The 19,612-nt window shown below is 57.9% G+C and carries 16 protein-coding genes; 11 read left to right on the forward strand and 5 right to left on the reverse strand.

Annotation, left to right across the window (positions count from 1 at the left end; all coding sequences use genetic code 11):
• Positions 1-14 precede the first annotated feature (14 nt).
• From AB4O40_RS27030 to AB4O40_RS27050, 5 genes are read left to right on the forward strand one after another with little or no spacing between them, the layout of a single operon-like run.
• Positions 15-1,127, forward strand: coding sequence for a polysaccharide pyruvyl transferase family protein (locus AB4O40_RS27030; protein WP_008053317.1), 1,113 nt, complete (start codon positions 15-17; stop codon positions 1,125-1,127).
• The gene (locus AB4O40_RS27035; protein ID WP_056722042.1) at positions 1,124-2,353 is read left to right on the forward strand and encodes an MATE family efflux transporter; all 1,230 of its coding nucleotides are present in this window, start codon (positions 1,124-1,126) and stop codon (positions 2,351-2,353) included. The genes AB4O40_RS27030 and AB4O40_RS27035 overlap by 4 nt, the downstream gene beginning before the upstream one ends.
• The gene (locus AB4O40_RS27040; protein WP_056722044.1) at positions 2,344-3,447 is read left to right on the forward strand and encodes a hypothetical protein; all 1,104 of its coding nucleotides are present in this window, start codon (positions 2,344-2,346) and stop codon (positions 3,445-3,447) included. The genes AB4O40_RS27035 and AB4O40_RS27040 overlap by 10 nt, the downstream gene beginning before the upstream one ends.
• A gap of 12 nt (positions 3,448-3,459) precedes the next feature.
• Entirely contained in the window at positions 3,460-4,497 is a 1,038-nt protein-coding gene (locus AB4O40_RS27045; protein WP_223542354.1) for an acyltransferase family protein, read from the forward strand.
• A gap of 27 nt (positions 4,498-4,524) precedes the next feature.
• Positions 4,525-5,670, forward strand: a complete 1,146-nt coding sequence (locus AB4O40_RS27050) for an SGNH/GDSL hydrolase family protein (RefSeq protein WP_056722048.1) — start codon at positions 4,525-4,527, stop codon at positions 5,668-5,670.
• 1,809 nt (positions 5,671-7,479) lie between these two features.
• On the opposite strand, the gene AB4O40_RS27055 is transcribed toward AB4O40_RS27050, so the two are convergent.
• Both AB4O40_RS27055 and galU read right to left on the reverse strand, forming a co-directional pair.
• Positions 7,480-7,896 (reverse strand): hypothetical protein, encoded by a 417-nt coding sequence (locus AB4O40_RS27055; RefSeq protein ID WP_056722050.1) that lies wholly within the window; start codon positions 7,894-7,896, stop codon positions 7,480-7,482.
• A gap of 47 nt (positions 7,897-7,943) precedes the next feature.
• Positions 7,944-8,777, reverse strand: coding sequence for a UTP--glucose-1-phosphate uridylyltransferase GalU (gene galU, locus AB4O40_RS27060; RefSeq protein ID WP_008053311.1), 834 nt, complete (start codon positions 8,775-8,777; stop codon positions 7,944-7,946).
• A 390-nt stretch (positions 8,778-9,167) separates the two neighbouring features.
• Between galU and galE the strand changes: the two genes are divergently transcribed.
• The 6 genes from galE to AB4O40_RS27090 all read left to right on the forward strand — a co-directional run bounded on the left by galE (position 9,168) and on the right by AB4O40_RS27090 (position 15,372).
• Positions 9,168-10,184 (forward strand): UDP-glucose 4-epimerase GalE, encoded by a 1,017-nt coding sequence (gene galE, locus AB4O40_RS27065; protein WP_056722052.1) that lies wholly within the window; start codon positions 9,168-9,170, stop codon positions 10,182-10,184.
• A 232-nt stretch (positions 10,185-10,416) separates the two neighbouring features.
• On the forward strand, positions 10,417-10,653 hold the full coding sequence (locus AB4O40_RS27070; protein ID WP_046038091.1) for a hypothetical protein: 237 nt from the start codon (positions 10,417-10,419) through the stop codon (positions 10,651-10,653).
• Positions 10,654-10,743: 90 nt separating this feature from the next.
• Positions 10,744-11,859 carry a polysaccharide biosynthesis/export family protein gene (locus tag AB4O40_RS27075; protein ID WP_457654017.1) on the forward strand — a complete coding sequence of 372 codons (1,116 nt, stop codon included), beginning with the start codon at positions 10,744-10,746 and terminating at the stop codon, positions 11,857-11,859.
• Between the two features lie 14 nt (positions 11,860-11,873).
• Complete coding sequence (locus AB4O40_RS27080; protein ID WP_082562893.1) at positions 11,874-12,539, forward strand: YjbF family lipoprotein; 666 nt, start codon at positions 11,874-11,876, stop codon at positions 12,537-12,539.
• The gene (locus AB4O40_RS27085) at positions 12,536-13,297 is read left to right on the forward strand and encodes a capsule biosynthesis GfcC family protein (protein ID WP_460057173.1); all 762 of its coding nucleotides are present in this window, start codon (positions 12,536-12,538) and stop codon (positions 13,295-13,297) included. The genes AB4O40_RS27080 and AB4O40_RS27085 overlap by 4 nt, the downstream gene beginning before the upstream one ends.
• Complete coding sequence (locus AB4O40_RS27090; protein ID WP_460057170.1) at positions 13,294-15,372, forward strand: YjbH domain-containing protein; 2,079 nt, start codon at positions 13,294-13,296, stop codon at positions 15,370-15,372. The genes AB4O40_RS27085 and AB4O40_RS27090 overlap by 4 nt, the downstream gene beginning before the upstream one ends.
• A 734-nt stretch (positions 15,373-16,106) precedes the next feature.
• On the opposite strand, the gene AB4O40_RS27095 is transcribed toward AB4O40_RS27090, so the two are convergent.
• The 3 genes from AB4O40_RS27095 to AB4O40_RS27105 all read right to left on the reverse strand — a co-directional run bounded on the left by AB4O40_RS27095 (position 16,107) and on the right by AB4O40_RS27105 (position 19,574).
• A complete protein-coding gene (locus AB4O40_RS27095; protein WP_056722061.1) occupies positions 16,107-17,501 on the reverse strand; it encodes an undecaprenyl-phosphate glucose phosphotransferase in 1,395 nt (464 codons plus the stop codon).
• 391 nt (positions 17,502-17,892) lie between these two features.
• Positions 17,893-18,552: a winged helix-turn-helix domain-containing protein gene (locus AB4O40_RS27100; protein ID WP_056722063.1), complete on the reverse strand. Its 660-nt coding sequence runs from the start codon at positions 18,550-18,552 to the stop codon at positions 17,893-17,895.
• 281 nt (positions 18,553-18,833) lie between these two features.
• Positions 18,834-19,574, reverse strand: coding sequence for a winged helix-turn-helix domain-containing protein (locus AB4O40_RS27105; RefSeq protein ID WP_056722065.1), 741 nt, complete (start codon positions 19,572-19,574; stop codon positions 18,834-18,836).
• Positions 19,575-19,612: the final 38 nt, after the last annotated feature.

The following is a 19,612-nucleotide window of genomic DNA, read 5'->3' on the forward strand; positions in this document are numbered from 1 at the left end:
TAGAACTCAAGCTTATGAACGTAACGATTTTGCATGGCTACAGTGCGTCCAACTCCGGTGACGGTCTGCTCGTGGATCTGGCCATTGCCCTGGTGCAGCGAAACTTTGGTGACGACACTTCGATCAGTGTCGTGGCCTCCGATCCAGAGTCCTTCAGCTACTTGCCGCACCCGCGTTTTGACGCGCCGGTGATGGCGGCCAAGGGGTTGGGGCGGGTCAAGCAGGCGGTGTTCCTCAACCAGTCCTACGCCGGTCTCGCTGACCTGTTGAAGAAAACCGATTTGATCGTCGGCGTCGGTGGCGGCTACATGCGTTCCAAAAGTGCCTTTGAGCACATCAAGTTGAAACTGGGCCACGCCAAGCAACTGGAAACGGCGATCCTCAGCAAAGTGCCGTCGGTGTACCTGCCGCAAAGCATCGGGCCGTTCCACGGCGAGAGCAGCAAGATCGTCGAGCACTACGCCAGCGCCGATGCGGTGTTCGTGCGTGACAACAGGTCGTCGGCGATTTTCGATGCCTGTGAAAATGTCTACCGCGCGCCGGATCTGGCGGTCCAGTCATTGGCCAGCAAGATCCTCATGCAGCCCAAGTTCACCCGTTGCGCGTCATCGCCGGCAACGGTGTGCGTGGTGCTGCGCAAGCCGCCGGAGTGGAGCAAGGAAAAGAAGGTCGCCTACGTGGCCAACTTGAAGTTGCTGCTGCAACGCTTGAAGAACAAAAGCAAAGTGGTTTGCGCGGTCCAGAGCGCCGTTCGCGGCAACGATGACGGTGCGTTCTATCGCGAGTTGGGCATTACCGAAGACCTGCTGCCGTTGAAGGCCACGCTGGCCAAGTATCAGCCGGACCTGGTGATTTCCGTGCGCCTGCACGGCGCCATCGAGTCGCTGCTGTCCGGCGTCCCGGCGTACCACATCAGCTATGAGCGCAAAGGCTTCGGCGCCTATCAGGACATGGGCGTGGAAGACTGGGTGATCAACGGCGGCGACATCAATGTCGATACCATCATCGACACGGTCTACGCGCCGAACGCACTGTCCGGTTTCGGCAAGCGCCTGACCGACACCTGCCGCGAGATTGAGGCAAAAACCGTGGCCATGGACGACATCATCAAAGGTATCGTTCGATGATATTTCGGCTACTGCTTCGCGGCGGGGCATTGGGCGCGAAGTTTTTGCTGGTGCTGGCGATCACCCATTTCCTCGGTTATGAGGCGCTGGGCTTTTACGGCGTGGTGGTCGCCGCCTCGTTGATTGCGTCGAAGTTCTACAGTGTCGGCTTCAGTTCGGAAATCAATCGGTTGATCAGCGTCGGTGGCAGTTCGCGACGGGTCGTCGACAAGGTCCTGCTGCTGTACCTGGCCGTGGGGCTGTTGTTGTCGGTGGTGACGGTGTTGGTGTATTCGCTGTTCCAGGCAGTCGAGGCAACGACCGCGCTGATCCTCTGCGTGACCCTGGTTCTGCTCACTGAACACCTGTCGTTCGAAATCAACTCCTTCGTGTTTTCCGCGCAGAAAGCCACGGCCGGTGCGCTGCTGTTTTTCATCAAGACCGGCCTCTGGGCGCTGTTGGCGGTGGGCGGGATGATGCTCGGCTGGGTGTCCGGGATCGCCAGTGTGCTGTGGCTGTGGGTTGTGGCCAACGTGCTGGTGATCGTCGCCGGTTACTTGATTGTGGTGAACGTGCACAAGGGCCGGGTGAGCGGGACGCTGGCCACGGCAACCGTGTGGAAGGCCGGGTTGCCGTTCTATCTCGGCACAGGCTTGATCGCGTTGAGTCAGTACGCCGAGCGCTTTCTGATTATCGACATCGAACCCTACGCCAGCCTCGGTAAATACGTGTACGCCTGGTCGGCGGCCAATACCTTGCAGGCGCTGTCCTATGCGGTGGTGGCGGTGGTCGGCATTCCGGTGCTCGCCAAGCGCTTTCAGGCTGATCAACAGCCGTTCACTGTCCGGCAATTGTTCGTCAACAAATGGGTCATGCGCTCGCTGGTGGTATCCGCCGCGGTGGCGGTGCTGATTTATCTGTTCTTCAACGTTGTGCTTGATTACGTCGCCACGAGTGTTCCTCGTCCGGACAACGCAATCCTCGGCGTGTTGATTTTTTCCTTCGCCCTGCGTGCGATTGGCGACATCGTCTGGGGTGGTTTGATTGCCTCGAAGAACAGTCGCGTGTCGCTGGCCAGCGCGGCGATTTGCCTGTTGGTTTCGGTGCCGGTCAGCTACCTGCTGATCAAGCACTATTCGATTTATGGCGCTGCCTGGGGCAACGTCTTTGCGATCATCGTGCAACTCGGCGTGATTGCCGTGTTGACCCGTGTGACTCGGCCGAAAGGGGCTCTGGCATGGGGTTGAAGCTGCCGTGCATCGAGTTTCGCGGCAAGAAACTCGATTCCTCTATTTCGTTCCTGATCCTGTTCACCGGGTTGTTTCTGTCGGTGGCCATGCCGCTGCTGATTCCTCGCGATCCTGGCCCGGATGCCATGACCTTGTGGTCGTCCTACGCGCGGGCCGACAACTGCAATTTCTGGAACCCGTTCTCGCCGGATCGCTCTTCCTATGAGTGTTCGGCGTTTCTGCTGCGGCCCACGGGGATCAATCTGACCAATGCCTGGGCCTATGGCATGTTCTGCAATTTTTTCCTCACGGCGATCCCGGTGGTGGTCTTCCGGCGCATGCCGCTGGCGATCTTCGGCACGCTGTGTCTGTGGGGCATCGTTCGTTCGTTCTTCCTTGAGAACCTGACCAAGGAAATCATTGTGTCGGTGGCGGTGTTGAGCATTTTGCTCAGCTCCTTGACGCGCAAATATCGCGGCGGATTTTTCTTCTCGGCAGTGATCTACGGCGTGTTGATCCGCCCCTACTGGATTCTGTTTTCACTGTCCTGGGTCGGCGTCTGCGTGATGAAGAAGTATGTCTCGCGCTTCACTTTCTTCCTGATGCTGTTCCTGTTCTACCTGGCGGTCGCCATGGCGATCCAGGTGGCGCTCGGGTTTCCGGTGTCGTCGATTCGCGCCAGTAACAACGAACTGCGCACCGCGGGTGAGGAGGGGTCCAAGTCGTTGATCGTCTCGTGGCTCAGCGGCAGCGACTTTGTCTCGCAGGCACTGGACTCGATGATCATCTTCTTCCGGCTGTCGTTCCCGGTGGAGCTGATTCTGCTGTCCGGGCCGGGCCAGGTGATCTTCGTGGCGTTGATGATCATGACCGCGTTGCTGCTGTTCAAAGTCATCACCTCGACCGATTACAAAGGTGCGCCGATCCAGACCAAACCCAAGGAACTGATCGCGATTCCGCTGGCATTTTTGCTGGTTCAAGGCCTGTTCGAACCGGACTTCGGCTCCTTCGCCCGGCACTTCTCGATGGTGGTGCCGGTGTTGTTCGTCGGCCTGGGATTGATGTTGCGGGCAAACAAGCCGGTGCAAGTTGAATCAAGAATTCTGAATTGAGGCAGGTGCTTTATGTCGAGCAAGAAAAAGTCCCTGGAGATCGAAACCCTGCGTGGCCTGGCGTGCCTGCTGCTGGTGCTCTATCACGTCATCGGCCCGTTGGGTGGCGGCTTGAAGATAGACCTGGGCTCGCCGTTCCGGGTGATCGCCGACTCGATGGTGTATGTGCGCATGCCGCTGTTCACCTTCATTTCCGGCTATATCTACTCCATCTACAAAATCCGCGGCAATGACTTTTCCGCGTTCTTCAGCGGCAAGGTGCGACGCTTGATCGTGCCGCTGTTCTGCGTGGGTGTGCCGTTCTCGGTGTTGCAGGCGGTGGGGCCGGGTGTGAACAAGGACGTCGGTGTGATCGACGCGTTGTTGTCGTTCTGGGTGCCCGTCAACCACTTCTGGTTCCTGCAGGCGGTGTTCATCATTTTCATGTTCGTCGGCCTGCTGGAGTGGCGTGGTTTGCTGCGTTCGGCAACGCGCTTGTATCTGCTGTTTGCCTTTGCGGCGGTGTTGTTTGTGCTGCCGCCGTTCAAGCTCGATGCGTTTGGCATTAATGGCGCGATCTACCTGCTACCGTTTTTCGTGGCGGGGATGATTGGCCAGGAAAACGTCGATGCATTGAAGCAACGGTTCAAGGTGATCGGGCCGTTGGTGTTTGTGTTGATCTCGCTGACACTGCTGTACGTGGCGGCGGTGGATCGCGAGTTGATCGTCGACCGCCGCAGCCTGATCGGTTTGACCGTGGGTTGTGTGTCCTGCATTGCGTTGCTGTCCAGTGACATGCGCTCGAAGTGGCTGACCTGGCTCGGCGGGTATTCCTACGCGATCTTCCTGTTCCATGTGTTGTTTGCCGCCACTTCGCGGTTTGTCCTGGGGCGTTTGGGCGTGAAGGACGAAAGCCTTCTGGTGCTCGGTGGCCTGGCGTGTGGCTTGCTGGGGCCGGTGGTTCTATCGATGGTTTTCAGTCGATTCAACGTCACCTCCGTGCTGTTCCTGGGTGAGCGCGCGGCGGCTAAAAAAACGCCGGCAAACGCCACCCCGGTGCCCCAGACTTGAGGTTTGTCCGAGTGAAGGAAGCGATGCATGTTGGCAGTTGATGAGGTCCAGCCTGTTGCGGCGTCAGTGGTCGAAGTCGGCGACGCTCGCGAACGGTTTGGCCAGTGGCGCGAAGGCAAGGGCGGGAAAGTCCTGTCCATCTCGGTGATCGGCGACAGCTACAGCGCCGGGCAGGATTTCTATCTGAACAAACTGGTGCAGCGGCTGGCCGGGGAGGCGGGTTTCGCCGGCCCCGGCTATGTCGGTTTCAACCACGGCGCGGCACTTGGCGGCACGCACTTCAAATACAGCCGCAGCAGCGAAAAATACTTCGGCGGTGACTGGCAGGTGTCCGCCCTTGGCCAGGCCAGCCCCGACAGTCGTACCCTTGCCGGAGGGCCTGGCGCCTGGCTGGAGATCGATGCCAGCCCGACACCGGCCATCAACACGGCTGTCACCCAAGCGAAATTGCTTTACCTCGGCAATGGCGAACCCAATGAGGTTCGCTACCGCTGGGCACCGTCGCAATCCTGGCAGCCCTTGACGCTCGCAGGCTCAGGGGTACAGGAAGTGCCACTGCCAGGCATGTCGGCAGCGAAAGACTGGTCGTTCCGGCTGGAAGTGGTGAAAGGCGCGCCAACGCTCTTCGGCCTGTGGATGAGCAACGACCAGGGCGGCGTGCGGGTATCCAAACTGGCGGCGTCCGGCGCGGCGTCCGCTGACTTCTACCACGGCGATGGCCGTTGGCAGGCGCAGTGGAAGACGGTGGTGTCGAAGATTCCCGCCGACCTCTACCTGATTATGCTGGGTGGTAACGACCAGGGTTTTGGCGTGAAGCCCGAGCAGTACCTGAAGAACGTTCAGGGTTTGGTGGGGATGGTCCGCGAGATTCAACCGGCGGCGAGCATCAACCTGATCCTGCGTCAGGACACGACGCGTTCCAGTGCCTACCCGATGTCGGCCTATGCGCAAGTCCTGGAACCCTGGGCGCGCAAGGAACATCTTGGTTACGCCAATCTGCAGTGCGCATTCGGCACTGACTTCAAGCGCTATGCCGCCACCATGATCGGCCCGGACAAGATTCATCCGGTTCCGGCCACGGGCGGGCGAGTGATTGCTGATTATTTCTATCGTCTGATCGTCGGTGACAATACCGGGAGATCAGCACAGGACACCTGCGACGCGGCACTGTAGGAGCGAGCTTGCTCGCGATGGTGGTGTGTCAGGCGATGTGGATGCTGGATGTGCCGGCCTCATCGCGAGCAAGCTCGCTCCCACAGGTTTAATGGCTATACGCAAAATCTGCGAACTACCCAAATCACTGTGGGAGCGAGCTTGCTCGCGATGGTGGTGTGTCAGGCGATGTGGATGCTGGATGTGCCGGCCTCATCGCGAGCAAGCTCGCTCCCACAGGTTTAATGGCTATACGCAAAATCTGCGAACTACCCAAATCACTGTGGGAGCGAGCTTGCTCGCGATGGTGGTGTGTCAGGCGAAGTAGATGCTGGATGTGCCGGCCTCATCGCGAGCAAGCTCGCTCCCACAGGTTCAATGGCTATACGCAAAATCTGCGAACTACCCGAATCATCGTGGGAGCGAGCTTGCTCGCGATGGTGGTGTGTCAGGCGATGTGGATGCTGGATGTGCCGGCCTCATCGCGAGCAAGCTCGCTCCCACAGGTTTAATGGCTATACGCAAAATCTGCGAACTACCCAAATCACTGTGGGAGCGAGCTTGCTCGCGATGGTGGTGTGTCAGGCGAAGTAGATGCTGGATGTGCCGGCCTCATCGCGAGCAAGCTCGCTCCCACAGGTTCAATGGCTATACGCAAAATCTGCGAACTACCCGAATCATCGTGGGAGCGAGCTTGCTCGCGATGGCGTTGTGTCAGGCGATGTGGATGCTGGATGTGCCGGCCTCATCGCGAGCAAGCTCGCTCCCACAGGTTCAATGGCTATACGCAAAATCTGCGAACTACCCAAATCACTGTGGGAGCGAGCTTGCTCGCGATGGTGGTGTGTCAGGCGAAGTAGATGCTGGATGTGCCGGCCTCATCGCGAGCAAGCTCGCTCCCACAGGTTTAATGGCTATACGCAAAATCTGCGAACTACCCGAATCATTGTGGGAGCGAGCTTGCTCGCGATGGTGGTGTGTCAGGCGAAGTAGATGCTGGATGTGCCGGCCTCATCGCGAGCAAGCTCGCTCCCACAGGTTCAATGGCTATACGCAAAATCTGCGAACTACCCGAATCATCGTGGGAGCGAGCTTGCTCGCGATGGCGTTGTGTCAGGCGATGTGGATGCTGGATGTGCCGGCCTCATCGCGAGCAAGCTCGCTCCCACAGGTTTAATGGCTATACGCAAAATCTGCGAACTACCCAAATCACTGTGGGAGCGAGCTTGCTCGCGATGGCGTTGTGTCAGGCGATGTGGATGCTGGATGTGCCGGCCTCATCGCGAGCAAGCTCGCTCCCACAGGTTCAATGGCTATACGCAAAATCTGCGAACTACCCGAATCATTGTGGGAGCGAGCTTGCTCGCGATGGTGGTGTGTCAGGCGATGTGGATGCTGGATGTGCCGGCCTCATCGCGAGCAAGCTCGCTCCCACAGGTTTAATGGCTATACGCAAAATCTGCGAACTACCCAAATCACTGTGGGAGCGAGCTTGCTCGCGATGGTGGTGTGTCAGGCGAAGTAGATGCTGGATGTGCCGGCCTCATCGCGAGCAAGCTCGCTCCCACAGGTTTAATGGCTATACGCAAAATCTGCGAACTACCCAAATCACTGTGGGAGCGAGCTTGCTCGCGATGGTGGGGTGTCAGGCGAAGTAGATGCTGGATGTGCCGGCCTCATCGCGAGCAAGCTCGCTCCCACAGGTTCAATGGCTATACGCAAAATCTGCGAACTACCCGAATCATCGTGGGAGCGAGCTTGCTCGCGATGGCGGTGTGTCAGGCGATGTGGATGCTGGATGTGCTGGCCTCTTCGCGAGCAAGCTCGCTCTTACAGGACAGCCGATTCGAAGTGCTCCAGATGACTGAGCAGCTCTGCGGTTTTTAGCGGCATCAGCTGCGTAGCGCACCGGGTCTCCACGTTGATGATGATGGCTGGGTCGTTGCAGCAAATGCGCACCCGGAATCGCCAGTCGCTGAAAATCACTTTCAGCCCATCGCGGTCATCGATTTCCAGCGCCTGCCCGCGGTAAAGCCTTTTCAGGTGAGCGAGCAGGGGATAGGGGTCGCGCATTGGCCGGCGGATGTCTCCGGAAGAGGGAAACATACCGATCCGTTCCACCAGCAGAGTGGGGCCGAGCCAGGACTGGTTGGCGCTCGGCAACCGCTGATGTCGCGATAACGAGGACATCACTCCGAGGTTGCCCACCTCCATTTCAATGTATGCCGAGAGCTTTTTAATGTTCATGGTTGGCCTGCCTGAATGAAGAGTGGGCGTCGGGTGCTGGAGCCGTCTTAGCGGCCCTTGAGGTACAGGTTTTCGTAGCAGAAGTTGGTCGCCTGCAGGTAACCCTCGGCGTCGCCGCAATCGAAGCGCAAACCCTTGAACTTGTAGGCCAGCACGCAGCCGTTCTGCGCCTGTTTCATCAGCGCGTCGGTGATCTGGATCTCGCCGCCTTTACCCGGTTCGGTGTCGGCGATCAGGTCGAAGATATCCGGCGTCAGAATGTAACGGCCGATGATCGCCAGGTTCGACGGGGCGTCCTGCGGGGCCGGTTTTTCCACCATGTTGTTGACCCGGTAGATCCCGTCGGAGATCGGCTCGCCGGCTATCACGCCGTACTTGTGGGTCTGGTCGCGGGGGACTTCCTGGATGGCCACGATCGAGCAGCGGAATTTCTTGTAGAGCTCGATCATTTGCGTGAGGACGCCATCACCTTCCAGGTTCAGGCACAGGTCATCGGCCAGTACCACGGCGAAGGGTTCGTCGCCGATCAACGGACGGCCGCTGAGAATCGCGTGGCCCAGGCCCTTCATTTCCACCTGGCGGGTGTAGGAGAAGGTACAGGTGTCGATGAGCTCGCGGGTTCCGGCCAGGAACTTCTCTTTCTCGGTGCCGCGAATCTGGTGCTCCAACTCGTAGCTGATGTCGAAGTGGTCTTCCAGCGCGCGCTTGCCCCGCCCGGTGACGATCGCCATGTGTTGCAGGCCGGCGTCCCGTGCCTCTTCGACGGCGTACTCGATCAACGGCTTGTTGACGATCGGCAGCATTTCCTTGGGCATGGCCTTGGTCGCGGGCAAGAAACGAGTGCCATAGCCGGCAGCGGGGAACAAACATTTACGAATCATAAAAGTATCCTGGACAGTCATGGAACACAGCCAACGGGTGCGCGCAACAACGAGTGATTGCAAGTTTCAATGTTTATTGAAGGCTTACTTTAATACCTGAGTCTGGCCACTAGTGGCAAATAGCAATGTGCGGATAACACGACAATGTTATGAGATGTCGGGTTGATAGTTGTTGGTTATTTTTAGTCGGTATCTGTTGATAGTGGTGCGTGCGTCGGAATGCTAATAAGTATTCCGCAATACAGTTTGGCCTGAAAAAATATTTATTGCCAGTCGTTGAACTAATTTTGTTTTGGGTTGTTGTCGCTCTTATTTGTGTGGTTCAGCACACAGCTTTAACAAGAGGGGCTTGACACGCAACTTCGCACTTTTCCCACTATGGACCGCGCTATGAAAATTCTGGTAACGGGTGGAGCTGGATATATCGGTTCGCACACCACGCTCGCACTGCTTGAGGCAGGCTATGAAGTTGTTGTGCTGGATAATCTTTGCAACAGCAGCGACGCGGCATTGCACGCGGTGGAAGCCATTTGCGGCAAGAGTGCGCTGATGATTCAGGGTGATGTGTGCGATCGGGCCTTGCTGGACCGGATTTTCCAGCAGCATGCCATCGATGCCGTCCTGCACTTTGCCGGTCTCAAGGCCGTGGGCGAGAGCGTGCGCAAGCCCCTTGAGTATTACGAGACCAACGTCAGCGGCAGCATCACGCTGTGTCAGGCGATGGCGGCTGCCGGGGTGTTTCGCCTGGTGTTCAGTTCGTCGGCCACGGTATACGGCGAGCCGGAGCAGATGCCGATCCGCGAGGATTTCCCCACGGGCATCCCGACCAATCCCTACGGTCAATCCAAGTTGATCGTCGAGAATGTGCTGCGCGACCTGGCCTTGGCCGAGCCGCGCTGGAGCATCGCGCTGTTGCGTTACTTCAACCCGATCGGGGCGCATGACAGCGGCCATCTGGGCGAAGACCCGAGTGGCATTCCGAATAACCTGGTGCCCTACATCAGCCAGGTGGCGGTTGGCAGCCTGCGGGAGTTATCGATCTTCGGCAACGATTACCCCACGGTCGACGGTACCGGGGTGCGGGACTACATCCACGTCGTGGACCTGGCGGACGGCCATCTAAAGGCCTTGCAGTCCATCGCCGGGCGTACCGGCATTCATACCTGGAACCTCGGCACGGGCGATGGCTACAGCGTGTTGCAAGTACTGCGGGCGTTCGAGCAGGCGTGCGGTCAGCCGGTGCCCTATCGAATGATGCCGCGTCGCTCGGGTGATATCGCCGAGAGCTGGGCCGACCCTTCCAAGGCGGAGAAAGAGCTGGGCTGGAAGGCCACGCGCAACTTGCAGGACATGGTCACGGATACCTGGCGCTGGCAATCGAATCACCCCAAAGGCTATCTGGGATGATGGCGTTTTAGCCAAATGTTATTTCCGGTCAGGTTGTTAGATATCGTCGGGAAAATACACTGGTCATGCCTTTTGCAAGTCCGTAGATATAAACCTGCCGTTCGACTTTTATCAGTTGGGTAAGACTGTGAAAGAACAACGGATCATGTCCGCATTTTTCGCGGACTTGAACTCTACCACCTCTAACGCACTACCCGATTTCGATCGGGTTGAATGTTAGAAAGGAGTTGATATGAAGAAAGTGATGGCAATTGCCCTGTTGACGATGTTGAGCAACTGGGCGTCCGCGGTAGAAGCGCCGCTTACAACTGCGACCAATGTATTGGGTAACGTGGCGGCGACTCAAGCCACTGCAGCCAGTACAGCAATGGTCGCCAGTGCTGTAGCAGCGTCCAACAGTGGTGGAAGTGCAAACGGCGGTACGACGGGTACGACAGGTACCACGGGTACAACCGGCACGCACAACTAACTGAAACATCTGTTGGTGCAGTACAAGGTCGCCCGATGCAAATCGGGTGACTTTGTTTTTAGATTCGCCCTTGAATAGCGTAGTGCCATTATGACTCGTAGTTTTTCTCTTTTAATGTTGGCAAGCATCGCTTTACAAGGTTGCATGTTTTCCCCCGGCCAATACCTGAGCACCAGTGATATCACGCGCCAGGGCGCCAGCGAGAGCAGCCGGGTCGAGCTCATTCCGATCACGCCCAAGCTCATCGCCATGAACAGGGCCACGCAAAAGCGTGAGTCCGTGCCGACGGAACTGTTGGCGGCCCCGGCCGAGTACCGCATCGGCAGTAACGATGTCCTGTACATCACGGTCTGGGATCATCCGGAGCTGACCGCACCCTCCGGCGCGCAACAGCAGATCGATGCCAACGGTCGCCTGGTGCGTGCCGATGGCACGCTCTACTACCCGTTTATCAAAGAAGTCCAGGCGGCCGGCAAAACCGTCCAGCAACTGCGATCGGACATCGAAGCCAGGCTGTCGGCCTTCATCGCCGAACCGCAAGTGGATGTCGCCGTGTTGCGCTTTTCCAGTCAGAAAGTCGTGGTGACGGGCGCCGTTTCGAAAGCCGGTCCACAAGCGATTTCCACCAATCCGCTGAGTGTGGTCGAGGCCCTCGGTTCTGCCGGTATCGATACGACGAGTGCCGACTTGTCCGGCCTGTTGCTGACGCGAAACGGGCGGGTCTACACGCTCAATCTCGACACGCTCAACCAGCCGGACTCCGAGTTGCAGAACGTTTACCTCAAGGGTGGCGATCAGTTGTATCTGCCGTACAACGACAAAAAGCGCATCTACGTCATGGGCGAGGTCAACCAGCCCCGCGCACTGAGCTTCAAGACCGCCACCATGAACCTGTCCGATGTGCTGGGCTCGGTCGGCGGATTGAGTCAGACCACCTCCAACGGTAACGCCGTGTACGTGATCAGAGGTGTTGAAAACCTCGATGTGGAGCCGGCGAAGGTCTACCAGTTGCAAGCCCAATCACCGACCGCCATGGCGCTGGCCACGCACTTTGAAGTACGTCCCCAGGACGTTGTCTACGTAGGTCCTGCCAACGTGACTCGCTGGAATCGCTTCGTCAGCCAATTGGTGCCGTCGGCAGCGATTGTCGGTACGGGCGCATCCGCGGCGAAGAACATGAGTGAAGTCAGCAGCAACAGCAATTAAGGCCGGGTCCGATCGTGAGAACGTTGAATGTTGGCGTCTGCTTGATAGCGGCCTTGATGTTGTGTGGCTGTAACCCGCTGATGGTCGCTTCGGTGACCAACCTCAAGTCGGCGGTGTCGGGGCCGGATGAGCTGGACGTGACGGCGGCCCAAGTGGCGGATGTGCGCTATCCCCAGCTCAAGCTGACCACGCCGTCCGGTTCCGGCGTGCTGGCGCTGGTGCGTGAGCGCGACGACCTGCAATTCTGGGTCGCGTCCGGCAAACAGGTTCTGCTCATGCGCGATGGCCTGGCGGTGCGCAGCATCGGCCTGGGCCTGGACGGCGATCTGGACGGCACGCGCCTGGCTGACGTCTCGCCCTTCAAGCAAGGCCTCCATCAAGTGCCCGATGGCTACACCAGCCAGCGCTGGATCGACCTCTATCAGGGCCAGGAAGTCGGGGTGACCTTGAACAGTCGCTTCTCCCGCAAATCCATGGAAACCCTGGAAATCCTCAACAAGGAATACGCCGTGCTACGTGTCGATGAGCAGATTGACGCGCCGGCCATCGGCCTGCGTGCGACCAATCGTTACTGGGTCGATCCCGTTGACGGTTTCATTGTGCAGAGTGAGCAGCAACTGACCTCGCAGTTGCGGGTCAAGATCGTGCAACTGACCCCAGACCGCAGGCATGCCCGGTGAAGCGGGTCAGGGCTCTATCGGCGTGCCTGCTGTTGATCACCGGCATCAGCCATGCAGCGGTCACCGTCACCGGTGACGTTGCCAACCCGGGGGCGGTCGAGCTGCCGGCGGGCGGGCGGTTGCTGGACGTGATCAGCGTGGCACAACCCAATGCCGAGAGTTACTGGTTGGCGGCCGTACTGCTGCGTAAATCCCTGGTCGAGCAACAGACCCGACTCAAGGTCGGGGTGCTGTTCGATCTGGACGTGTTGCAGCGCATGGCCATGCTTTTCGACAGGCCGAGCCGGGCTGCCCTGGCGGTGCGGTTGGCCGAGCAAGTCAGGCGCATGCCGGTCACCGGACGCCAGGTAGCTGTCCTGGACCCGGTCGCCGTGGAAGTCGGGTTTGCCCGCAACATTCGCCTGGACGACGGCGACCGCCTCATCTACCCGTTGCGGGTCGACGAAGTCGAGGTGCTCGGCGCTGTCGCCGAGTCGTGTCGGTTGCCCTATCAAGCGCTGCAAGAGGCCCGCGATTACCTGCGGGGTTGCACGCCGCTGGCCGATGCGGACGCCGATTACCTGTGGTTGATCCAGCCCAATGGCGTCACCCGGCGCGTCGGCATTGCCCACTGGAATCGCGAGAGCGGGCAGATACCGGCCGCCGGCAGCAAGATTCTGGTCCCGGTCAAAAACGATGACCTTGATCCGCCTATCCCTGAACTGAATCAGCAGTTGGCCGAATTTATTGCCACGCAGCTGGCTGAGGTGGTTCGTTGAATTTACGTTTTGCAGCCGTATTGTTATTGCCGTGTGGTCTGGCTCATGCAGAACCACGCATTACCCAGAATGATTTCGGTGGCGCGGGCTTGTTGCAAACGCCGACGGCGCGCATGGCGCCGGCCGGTGAGTTGAGCCTGAATGCCAACCGCACTGACCCCTACAGCCGTTACAGCGTTTCACTTCAGCCACTTGAGTGGCTGGAAGGCTCGTTTCGCTACACCGCGATCACTAACCGCCCTTACGGCCCCGAATCGTTGAGCGGCAACCAGAGCTATAAGGACAAGGCGGTCGACCTCAAGGCCCGCCTGTGGGAAGAAACCCATTGGGCGCCCGAAGTGGCCTTGGGCTTCCGGGACATCGGTGGTACAGGCCTGTTCTCCAGTGAATTCGTGGTGGCCAACAAGCGCTACGACAATTTTGATTTCAGCGCCGGCATTGCCTGGGGTTACCTGGGCAACCGCGGCGACTTCGAAAACCCGCTGGGCTACGTCAGTGATCGCTTCAAGACCCGGCCCGACAGCGAGGGCACCGGTGATGTCAGCGCCGGGGCCTATTTTCGCGGCAGCCCATCCTTTTTCGGCGGCGTGAGCTACCAGACACCCTGGGACCGGCTCAGCCTGAAACTCGAATACGAAGGCAACGATTACAAGCACGAGCCGAAGGACAACCAGATCAAGCAGGACTCGCCGATCAACCTCGGCGCGGTGTTCAAAGTAACTGACTCGATCGACCTCAGCGCAGCCTGGGAACGCGGTAATACGGCAATGTTCGGCGTCACCTTCCACACCAACTTCGCCAGCCGCAAGGCGCCGGCGAAGACGTTCGATCCGCCGGCTGAACCCTTGCCAGCGAAAGCGCCGAGCACCGGGATGGATCAGGTCAACTGGGCCGATGTGTCCCGGCGCCTGCAGCAAAATGCCGGGTACAAGGTCGAGCGTATCAGCCAGCGCGATTCCGAGTTGATCGTGTATGGCGAGCAGCAGCGTTACTTCCATTCGGCCAAGGCCGTCGGCCGCGCGAGCCGGATCCTGGACAACAGCGTCAACGACGATATCGACTGGTTCACCGTGGTGAACAAGCGCTACGACCTGGCGCTTGAAGAAACCAGCGTGCCTCGGCAAACCTTCCGCGAAGTGATCAACAACGAAGAGCCGTTGCAAGCCCTGCATCGCACCACCGAAATCAATCCGGCGATGCCGCACAACGAGAAAACCCTCTACACCGAAGCGATGCAGCCATTCGCTTATGGCGTCGGGCTGGGCTTCAAGCAGAACGTCGGTGGCCCCGATGGCTTGCTCTATCAGTTCAGCGCCGACGCGGACGCCGAGTACCGCTTCAACCGCAACACCTGGTGGAGTGGTTTGCTCAGTGCCAACCTGATCAACAACTTCGACAAGTTCACCTATGACGCACCCAGCGGCTTGCCCCGCGTGCGCACGGACTTGCGCCAGTACATGACCACGTCGGATGTCACCATGCCGTTGTTCCAGGTCAGCCATGCCGAGCAGTTGGACAAAGACCTGTATGGCATGGTGTACGGTGGCTACCTGGAGTCGATGTTTGCCGGCGTCGGGGGCGAGGTGCTGTTCCGTCCGACCGGCGAGCGCTGGTCGGTGGGCGCGGACCTGAACTACGTGCGCCAGCGCGAGTTCGACCAGGGTTTTGGCTTGCGTGATTACTCGGTGTTGACCGGCCACATCACCGGCTACACCGACTTGCCCTACGATACGCTGGCAGCCGTCAGCGTCGGGCGTTACCTGGCTGGCGACTGGGGCGGCACGCTGGATATCTCGCGAGAGTTTTCCAACGGCGTACGCTTTGGTGCCTGGGCAACCATCACCACCGCAACCGGTGCTGAATATGGCGAAGGTAGTTTCGACAAAGGCATCTACCTGTCCATTCCGTTCGACGAACTGATGAGCATGTCGACCATGCGCCGTGCCAACCTCGTCTGGTCGCCACTGACCCGGGACGGCGGTGCACGGCTCAATCGCAGCTACCAGTTGCACTCCATGACCGACAGCCGCGACGACGACATGTTCTACCGCAACTTCGAGAAGATCACTGAGTAACCTGTAGGAGCGAGCAGGCTCGCGAAGGCGTCGGCACATTCAGCATTGATGTTGACTGACCCGACGCTTTCGCGGGCAAGCCACGCTCCCACAGTGGTCATTTGGCGAGCCGAAGACCCAGACAACCCCCAATCCCCTGTGGGAGCGGGCTTGCTCGCGAAGGCGTCGGCACACTCAGCATGGATGTTGACTGACCCGACGCTTTCGCGGGCAAGCCACGCTCCCACAGTGGTCATTTGGCGAGCCGAAGACCCAGACAACCCCCAATCCCCTGTGGGAGCGAGCTTGCTCGCGAAGGCGTCAGCACATTCAGCATTGATGTTGACTGACCCGACGCTTTCGCGGGCAAGCCACGCTCCCACAGTGGTCATTTGGCGAGCCGAAGACCCAGACAGCCCCCAATCCCCTGTGGGAGCGAGCTTGCTCGCGATGGTGTCAGTACATTCAGCATTGATGTTGACTGACCCGACGCTTTCGCGGGCAAGCCACGCTCCCACAGTGGTCATTTGGCGACCCGAAGACCCAGACAGCCCCCAATCCCCTGTGGGAGCGGGCTTGCTCGCGATGGCGTCAGTACATCCAGCATTGATGTTGACTGATACCCCGCTATCGCGAGCAGGCTTGCTCCTACACTGGTCTTTTGGTGATCCATAAATCCGGGCAGTCCCAAATCACAGCCACAAAAAAGGGGACTTGCGTCCCCTTGCGGTGTTGCCTTGTGCAGCCCTAAACCTTCAGTAGATGTCCTTCGACAACAAGGTGAACGGCGTTTTCACCAGAATCTTCAGGTCCAGCCACAACGACCAGTTGTTGATGTACTTGAGGTCGATCTCGACACGCTTCTGCATCTTGTCGATGGTGTCGGTCTCGCCGCGGCAACCGTTGATCTGCGCCAGGCCGGTGATGCCCGGTTTGATTCGATGGCGCGCCATGTAGGCGAGAATCTTCCCGGAGTAGTAGTTGTTGTGCGCGACGGCGTGAGGGCGCGGGCCGACCAGCGCCATTTGCCCTTGCAGCACGTTGAACAGTTGCGGCAATTCGTCCAGCGAAGTGCGACGGATGAAGCGTCCGACGGCGGTGATACGCGAGTCGTTGCGGCTGGCCTGTTTGACCTCATGGTCATCGTGCACACGCATGGAGCGGAACTTCCAGACCTGAATCACTTTGCCGTTCCAGCCATGGCGGTCCTGCTTGAAGAATACCGGGCCAGGGGAGTTGAGCTTCACGGCCAGGGCGATGACCAGCAACACCGGGCTCAGCAGGATAATGGCCAACAGGGCCACGCTTTTCTCCACCAGGCTTTTACTCAGCGCGGCGGTGGGCCGGCTGGTCAGCGGACTTTCGTTCAAGTAGATCGCCGGCAGGCCGTCCACGACTTTCACCGAGTGATTGAGCAGCGTCAGGCTGTTCAAGTCCGGCACCCAGACCACGTCAACGTTGGCATCCAGCAAATCGACGTACATGGCTTCGATTTTTGCCGCTTCCGACAGGGGCAGGGTGATGTACAAACGACGGATGTCATGGGTCTTGATCAGTTCCAGCAGGTCTTCCTGGGCGCCGACGATGCTGGGTGCGCCCGGCTCCAGTGAGGGAGGGGCGCCGTTGCTGACCAGGCCCACCAACGGCAGGTTTTCGAGGTCGCTCAGCTTGTTCGCCAATCCCAGCGCCAGTTCACCGGTGCCGACGATCAGGGTTTTATGCTCGCTTTTGCGTGACCGCTGGTAGAACTTCGAGAACGCATGCAGCGGCGCATACAGCAACGCCTGGCCGAGGAAACCGTACACCGCCCAACCCAGGATGACTTGTCGGGAAAACAGCTCATCGGCCTTGCAGATAAACGCGATGCACGCCAGCGCGGCCATCGTCATGGACCAGCCCATGAACAGGCGTCCCAGCCCTGACAGATAATTGTCTCTTTTGCGGTACACACCGCTGAACGTATAAGCCGGAACCGAGGCCAGTACGGCGAGCGTTGCGCACATCCGGTAATAGAACTCGACCGTTCCAGTGTGCCGCTCGGCAAGTATGAACAACAGGGAAACTACAAAGCCCTGTGCCAGCGCCCATTGCCCCCAAAAGGTAAGTCCCTTGAGGCCGGTGTTTCGATTGATACTAAGAGTAAGATCCATACAATATCCCCAAAAGACGTCCATTCAGGTTTCGACAGTTGAAATCCGAGTTGTTAAACAGACTTGTTATTGTTGTTATAGCGAGTGTCCTGAGGTAACAACGTCGATATGCCGAACTGTCGTCAGTCAATAGACTAAGTTATTGGCGGAGATGCTGTCTGACGAGTTCTAACAAGGTGGCAAAGTGCCAACTATCAGAATTTTAGAAAAAGCCGAGCGTTAGAAAAGGTCGAATGGAAGAGGGTGAATAATTAGAGTGGTCTTTGGTATTGTAGGAGGGGAGGGGATGAGGGCGGTCTGACTAGCGCGGAGGTTGAAACCAAACAGAGTGCTTTTTTATTATTGTAGTCGCACTGTTTCTGTTTGTTTTATTCGCTAAGGGTGGAGGTGTTTACGCCACGACTTCCTGGATCAGGCAATAGCCACGATTTCTTACTGCGCGAAACAGTCGTTCACCGTTACTGGCCATTTTGAATTTGTCTTGCAGCCGACTCAGGCACATTTCCAGGCCACGATATTGTTCTGGCTCCCTGCCGATGCTGAGGATCAGTTCGTCTCGACTGACGACACGCTCTTCATGGTGCAGCATTTTCTTTACCAGCGCGGCTTCCAATCCGGTCAGGCTGATCTCGACGCCCTCTTTTACCAAGGCGCTTTGATCCTTGTCGAGTTGCCAGGCTTCGCTGTAAGGAGTGTCGCCCTCAATGGTTTGCGCAATATCGTTGGCTGCTCCGGTCGTTGCCGGCATGCTGTGGAATGGATTCGTCGATTGCGCTGCCAGCCATTCGGATTCCAGGGTCGCCAGTAGTCGCTGTGTATCATGTTCGATACTGCGCGCTACGTTTTTCCTTGAAACGCTTGGGTAGCTGAACTCCATCAGCACAGGTGCGGAAGAGGGTGAAGCAACGCCTTCAATAAACATTTGTGCCTGGGAGGTGCCAAACGAGTTGAAGCGCTCACTGGACAGGATGGTCTCAAGTTCACGCTGCGACGTTGTGCTGTGGGTCACGACGACAAAGTATTTCCTTGGGAGGGTTGTACTAGTTTCCATGTCTCTCTCCTGAAGTACACACCAAATTTGGCTAAAAGATGATCGGCAGGGGAGCAATGACTCCCTGGGAAGTAGTCGAAAGGCAGGGTCTGGGCCCAAATTTGGCCCTCGATGGGTTCCACTCGATCTGCTGCTATAGAATAAACTTTTATTGTTATGGTTAGATGTTGCCACGGTCATGGAATCGATAAGTGCCTTTGGTATGAAATACAAGAAACGCTGAAGCCGAGGTCTTTGTATGGTTGATAAAGTTGATGCTAAAGCGCCATCTTTTCGGTGTGTCAGAGAGTTGAAATCAGTCCCCTCATCAACCGGTACCCATGCCCGCGGATGCTCTGGATAGCGTTTGTGCCATAGGTGTCCTTGATTTTTCCACGAAGGCGACTGATCGATTTTTCCAGCGCCCTGGGGTCATAAAAGTTGCTGTTGAGCCCCATGATGTTGGCAATTTCATCGTGACTTAGTATGTGGTTACTGGTTTGTGCAAAGGCTTCCAGGATCTTCATTTCCGCAAAGGAGATGTCCAGCTTCTTGCTGGTGCCCAGTAGGCAAATACGGGTAGGGTCCAATATCAAATTGATATCTCTTTGCCATTCTTCACTGCTGAAGAACTCGGCGAGCAACTCAGAGCTTTCATCGGAAAGGGTATTGAACTTGATGCAGTAGTCGGCCCCCGCAAGATAGTACTTGATCTTGTTGTAGGTGCCTCGGCCCGTGATGACCGCGCAAATGATGGGTTTCAAGTTGCCGTTGCGCAGGTTTTCCACTAGCGCGAGGCTTTCCTCGAGGGCCTGGGGGCTGTCGATGATGATGAAGATGGCGCGATACGAACCAGAGCGTTCATTCTTCTTGAATGAACTAGTGTAGGAATTGGCCTCTAGTGCCATATCGGTCCGCACATGCCTTGCGACTAGCGCTCTAAAATGTTCAGCCACGCCACGGGTACGACCCAGAGTGAGAACTCCGGGTTCATCGTTTGTCTGGCGCTGGCTTCTAGTCGCTAAGTTCCCTGTAAGCATCATGCATTGACTCGAATAGGTGCTGACATCGGGATGTTAAA

Source organism: Pseudomonas sp. S2_F07, from assembly GCF_054668325.1.

Coding starts and splice junctions, on each gene's coding strand:
- AB4O40_RS27100 (WP_056722063.1), bottom strand. CDS start 18,552: ATGGAAACTAGTACAACCCTCCCAAGGAAATACTTTGTCGTCGTGACC.
- AB4O40_RS27045 (WP_223542354.1), top strand. CDS start 3,460: ATGTCGAGCAAGAAAAAGTCCCTGGAGATCGAAACCCTGCGTGGCCTG.
- AB4O40_RS27050 (WP_056722048.1), top strand. CDS start 4,525: ATGTTGGCAGTTGATGAGGTCCAGCCTGTTGCGGCGTCAGTGGTCGAA.
- AB4O40_RS27105 (WP_056722065.1), bottom strand. CDS start 19,574: ATGATGCTTACAGGGAACTTAGCGACTAGAAGCCAGCGCCAGACAAAC.
- AB4O40_RS27055 (WP_056722050.1), bottom strand. CDS start 7,896: ATGAACATTAAAAAGCTCTCGGCATACATTGAAATGGAGGTGGGCAAC.
- AB4O40_RS27075 (WP_457654017.1), top strand. CDS start 10,744: ATGACTCGTAGTTTTTCTCTTTTAATGTTGGCAAGCATCGCTTTACAA.
- galU (WP_008053311.1), bottom strand. CDS start 8,777: ATGATTCGTAAATGTTTGTTCCCCGCTGCCGGCTATGGCACTCGTTTC.
- AB4O40_RS27040 (WP_056722044.1), top strand. CDS start 2,344: ATGGGGTTGAAGCTGCCGTGCATCGAGTTTCGCGGCAAGAAACTCGAT.
- AB4O40_RS27095 (WP_056722061.1), bottom strand. CDS start 17,501: ATGGATCTTACTCTTAGTATCAATCGAAACACCGGCCTCAAGGGACTT.
- AB4O40_RS27030 (WP_008053317.1), top strand. CDS start 15: ATGAACGTAACGATTTTGCATGGCTACAGTGCGTCCAACTCCGGTGAC.
- AB4O40_RS27070 (WP_046038091.1), top strand. CDS start 10,417: ATGAAGAAAGTGATGGCAATTGCCCTGTTGACGATGTTGAGCAACTGG.
- AB4O40_RS27035 (WP_056722042.1), top strand. CDS start 1,124: ATGATATTTCGGCTACTGCTTCGCGGCGGGGCATTGGGCGCGAAGTTT.
- galE (WP_056722052.1), top strand. CDS start 9,168: ATGAAAATTCTGGTAACGGGTGGAGCTGGATATATCGGTTCGCACACC.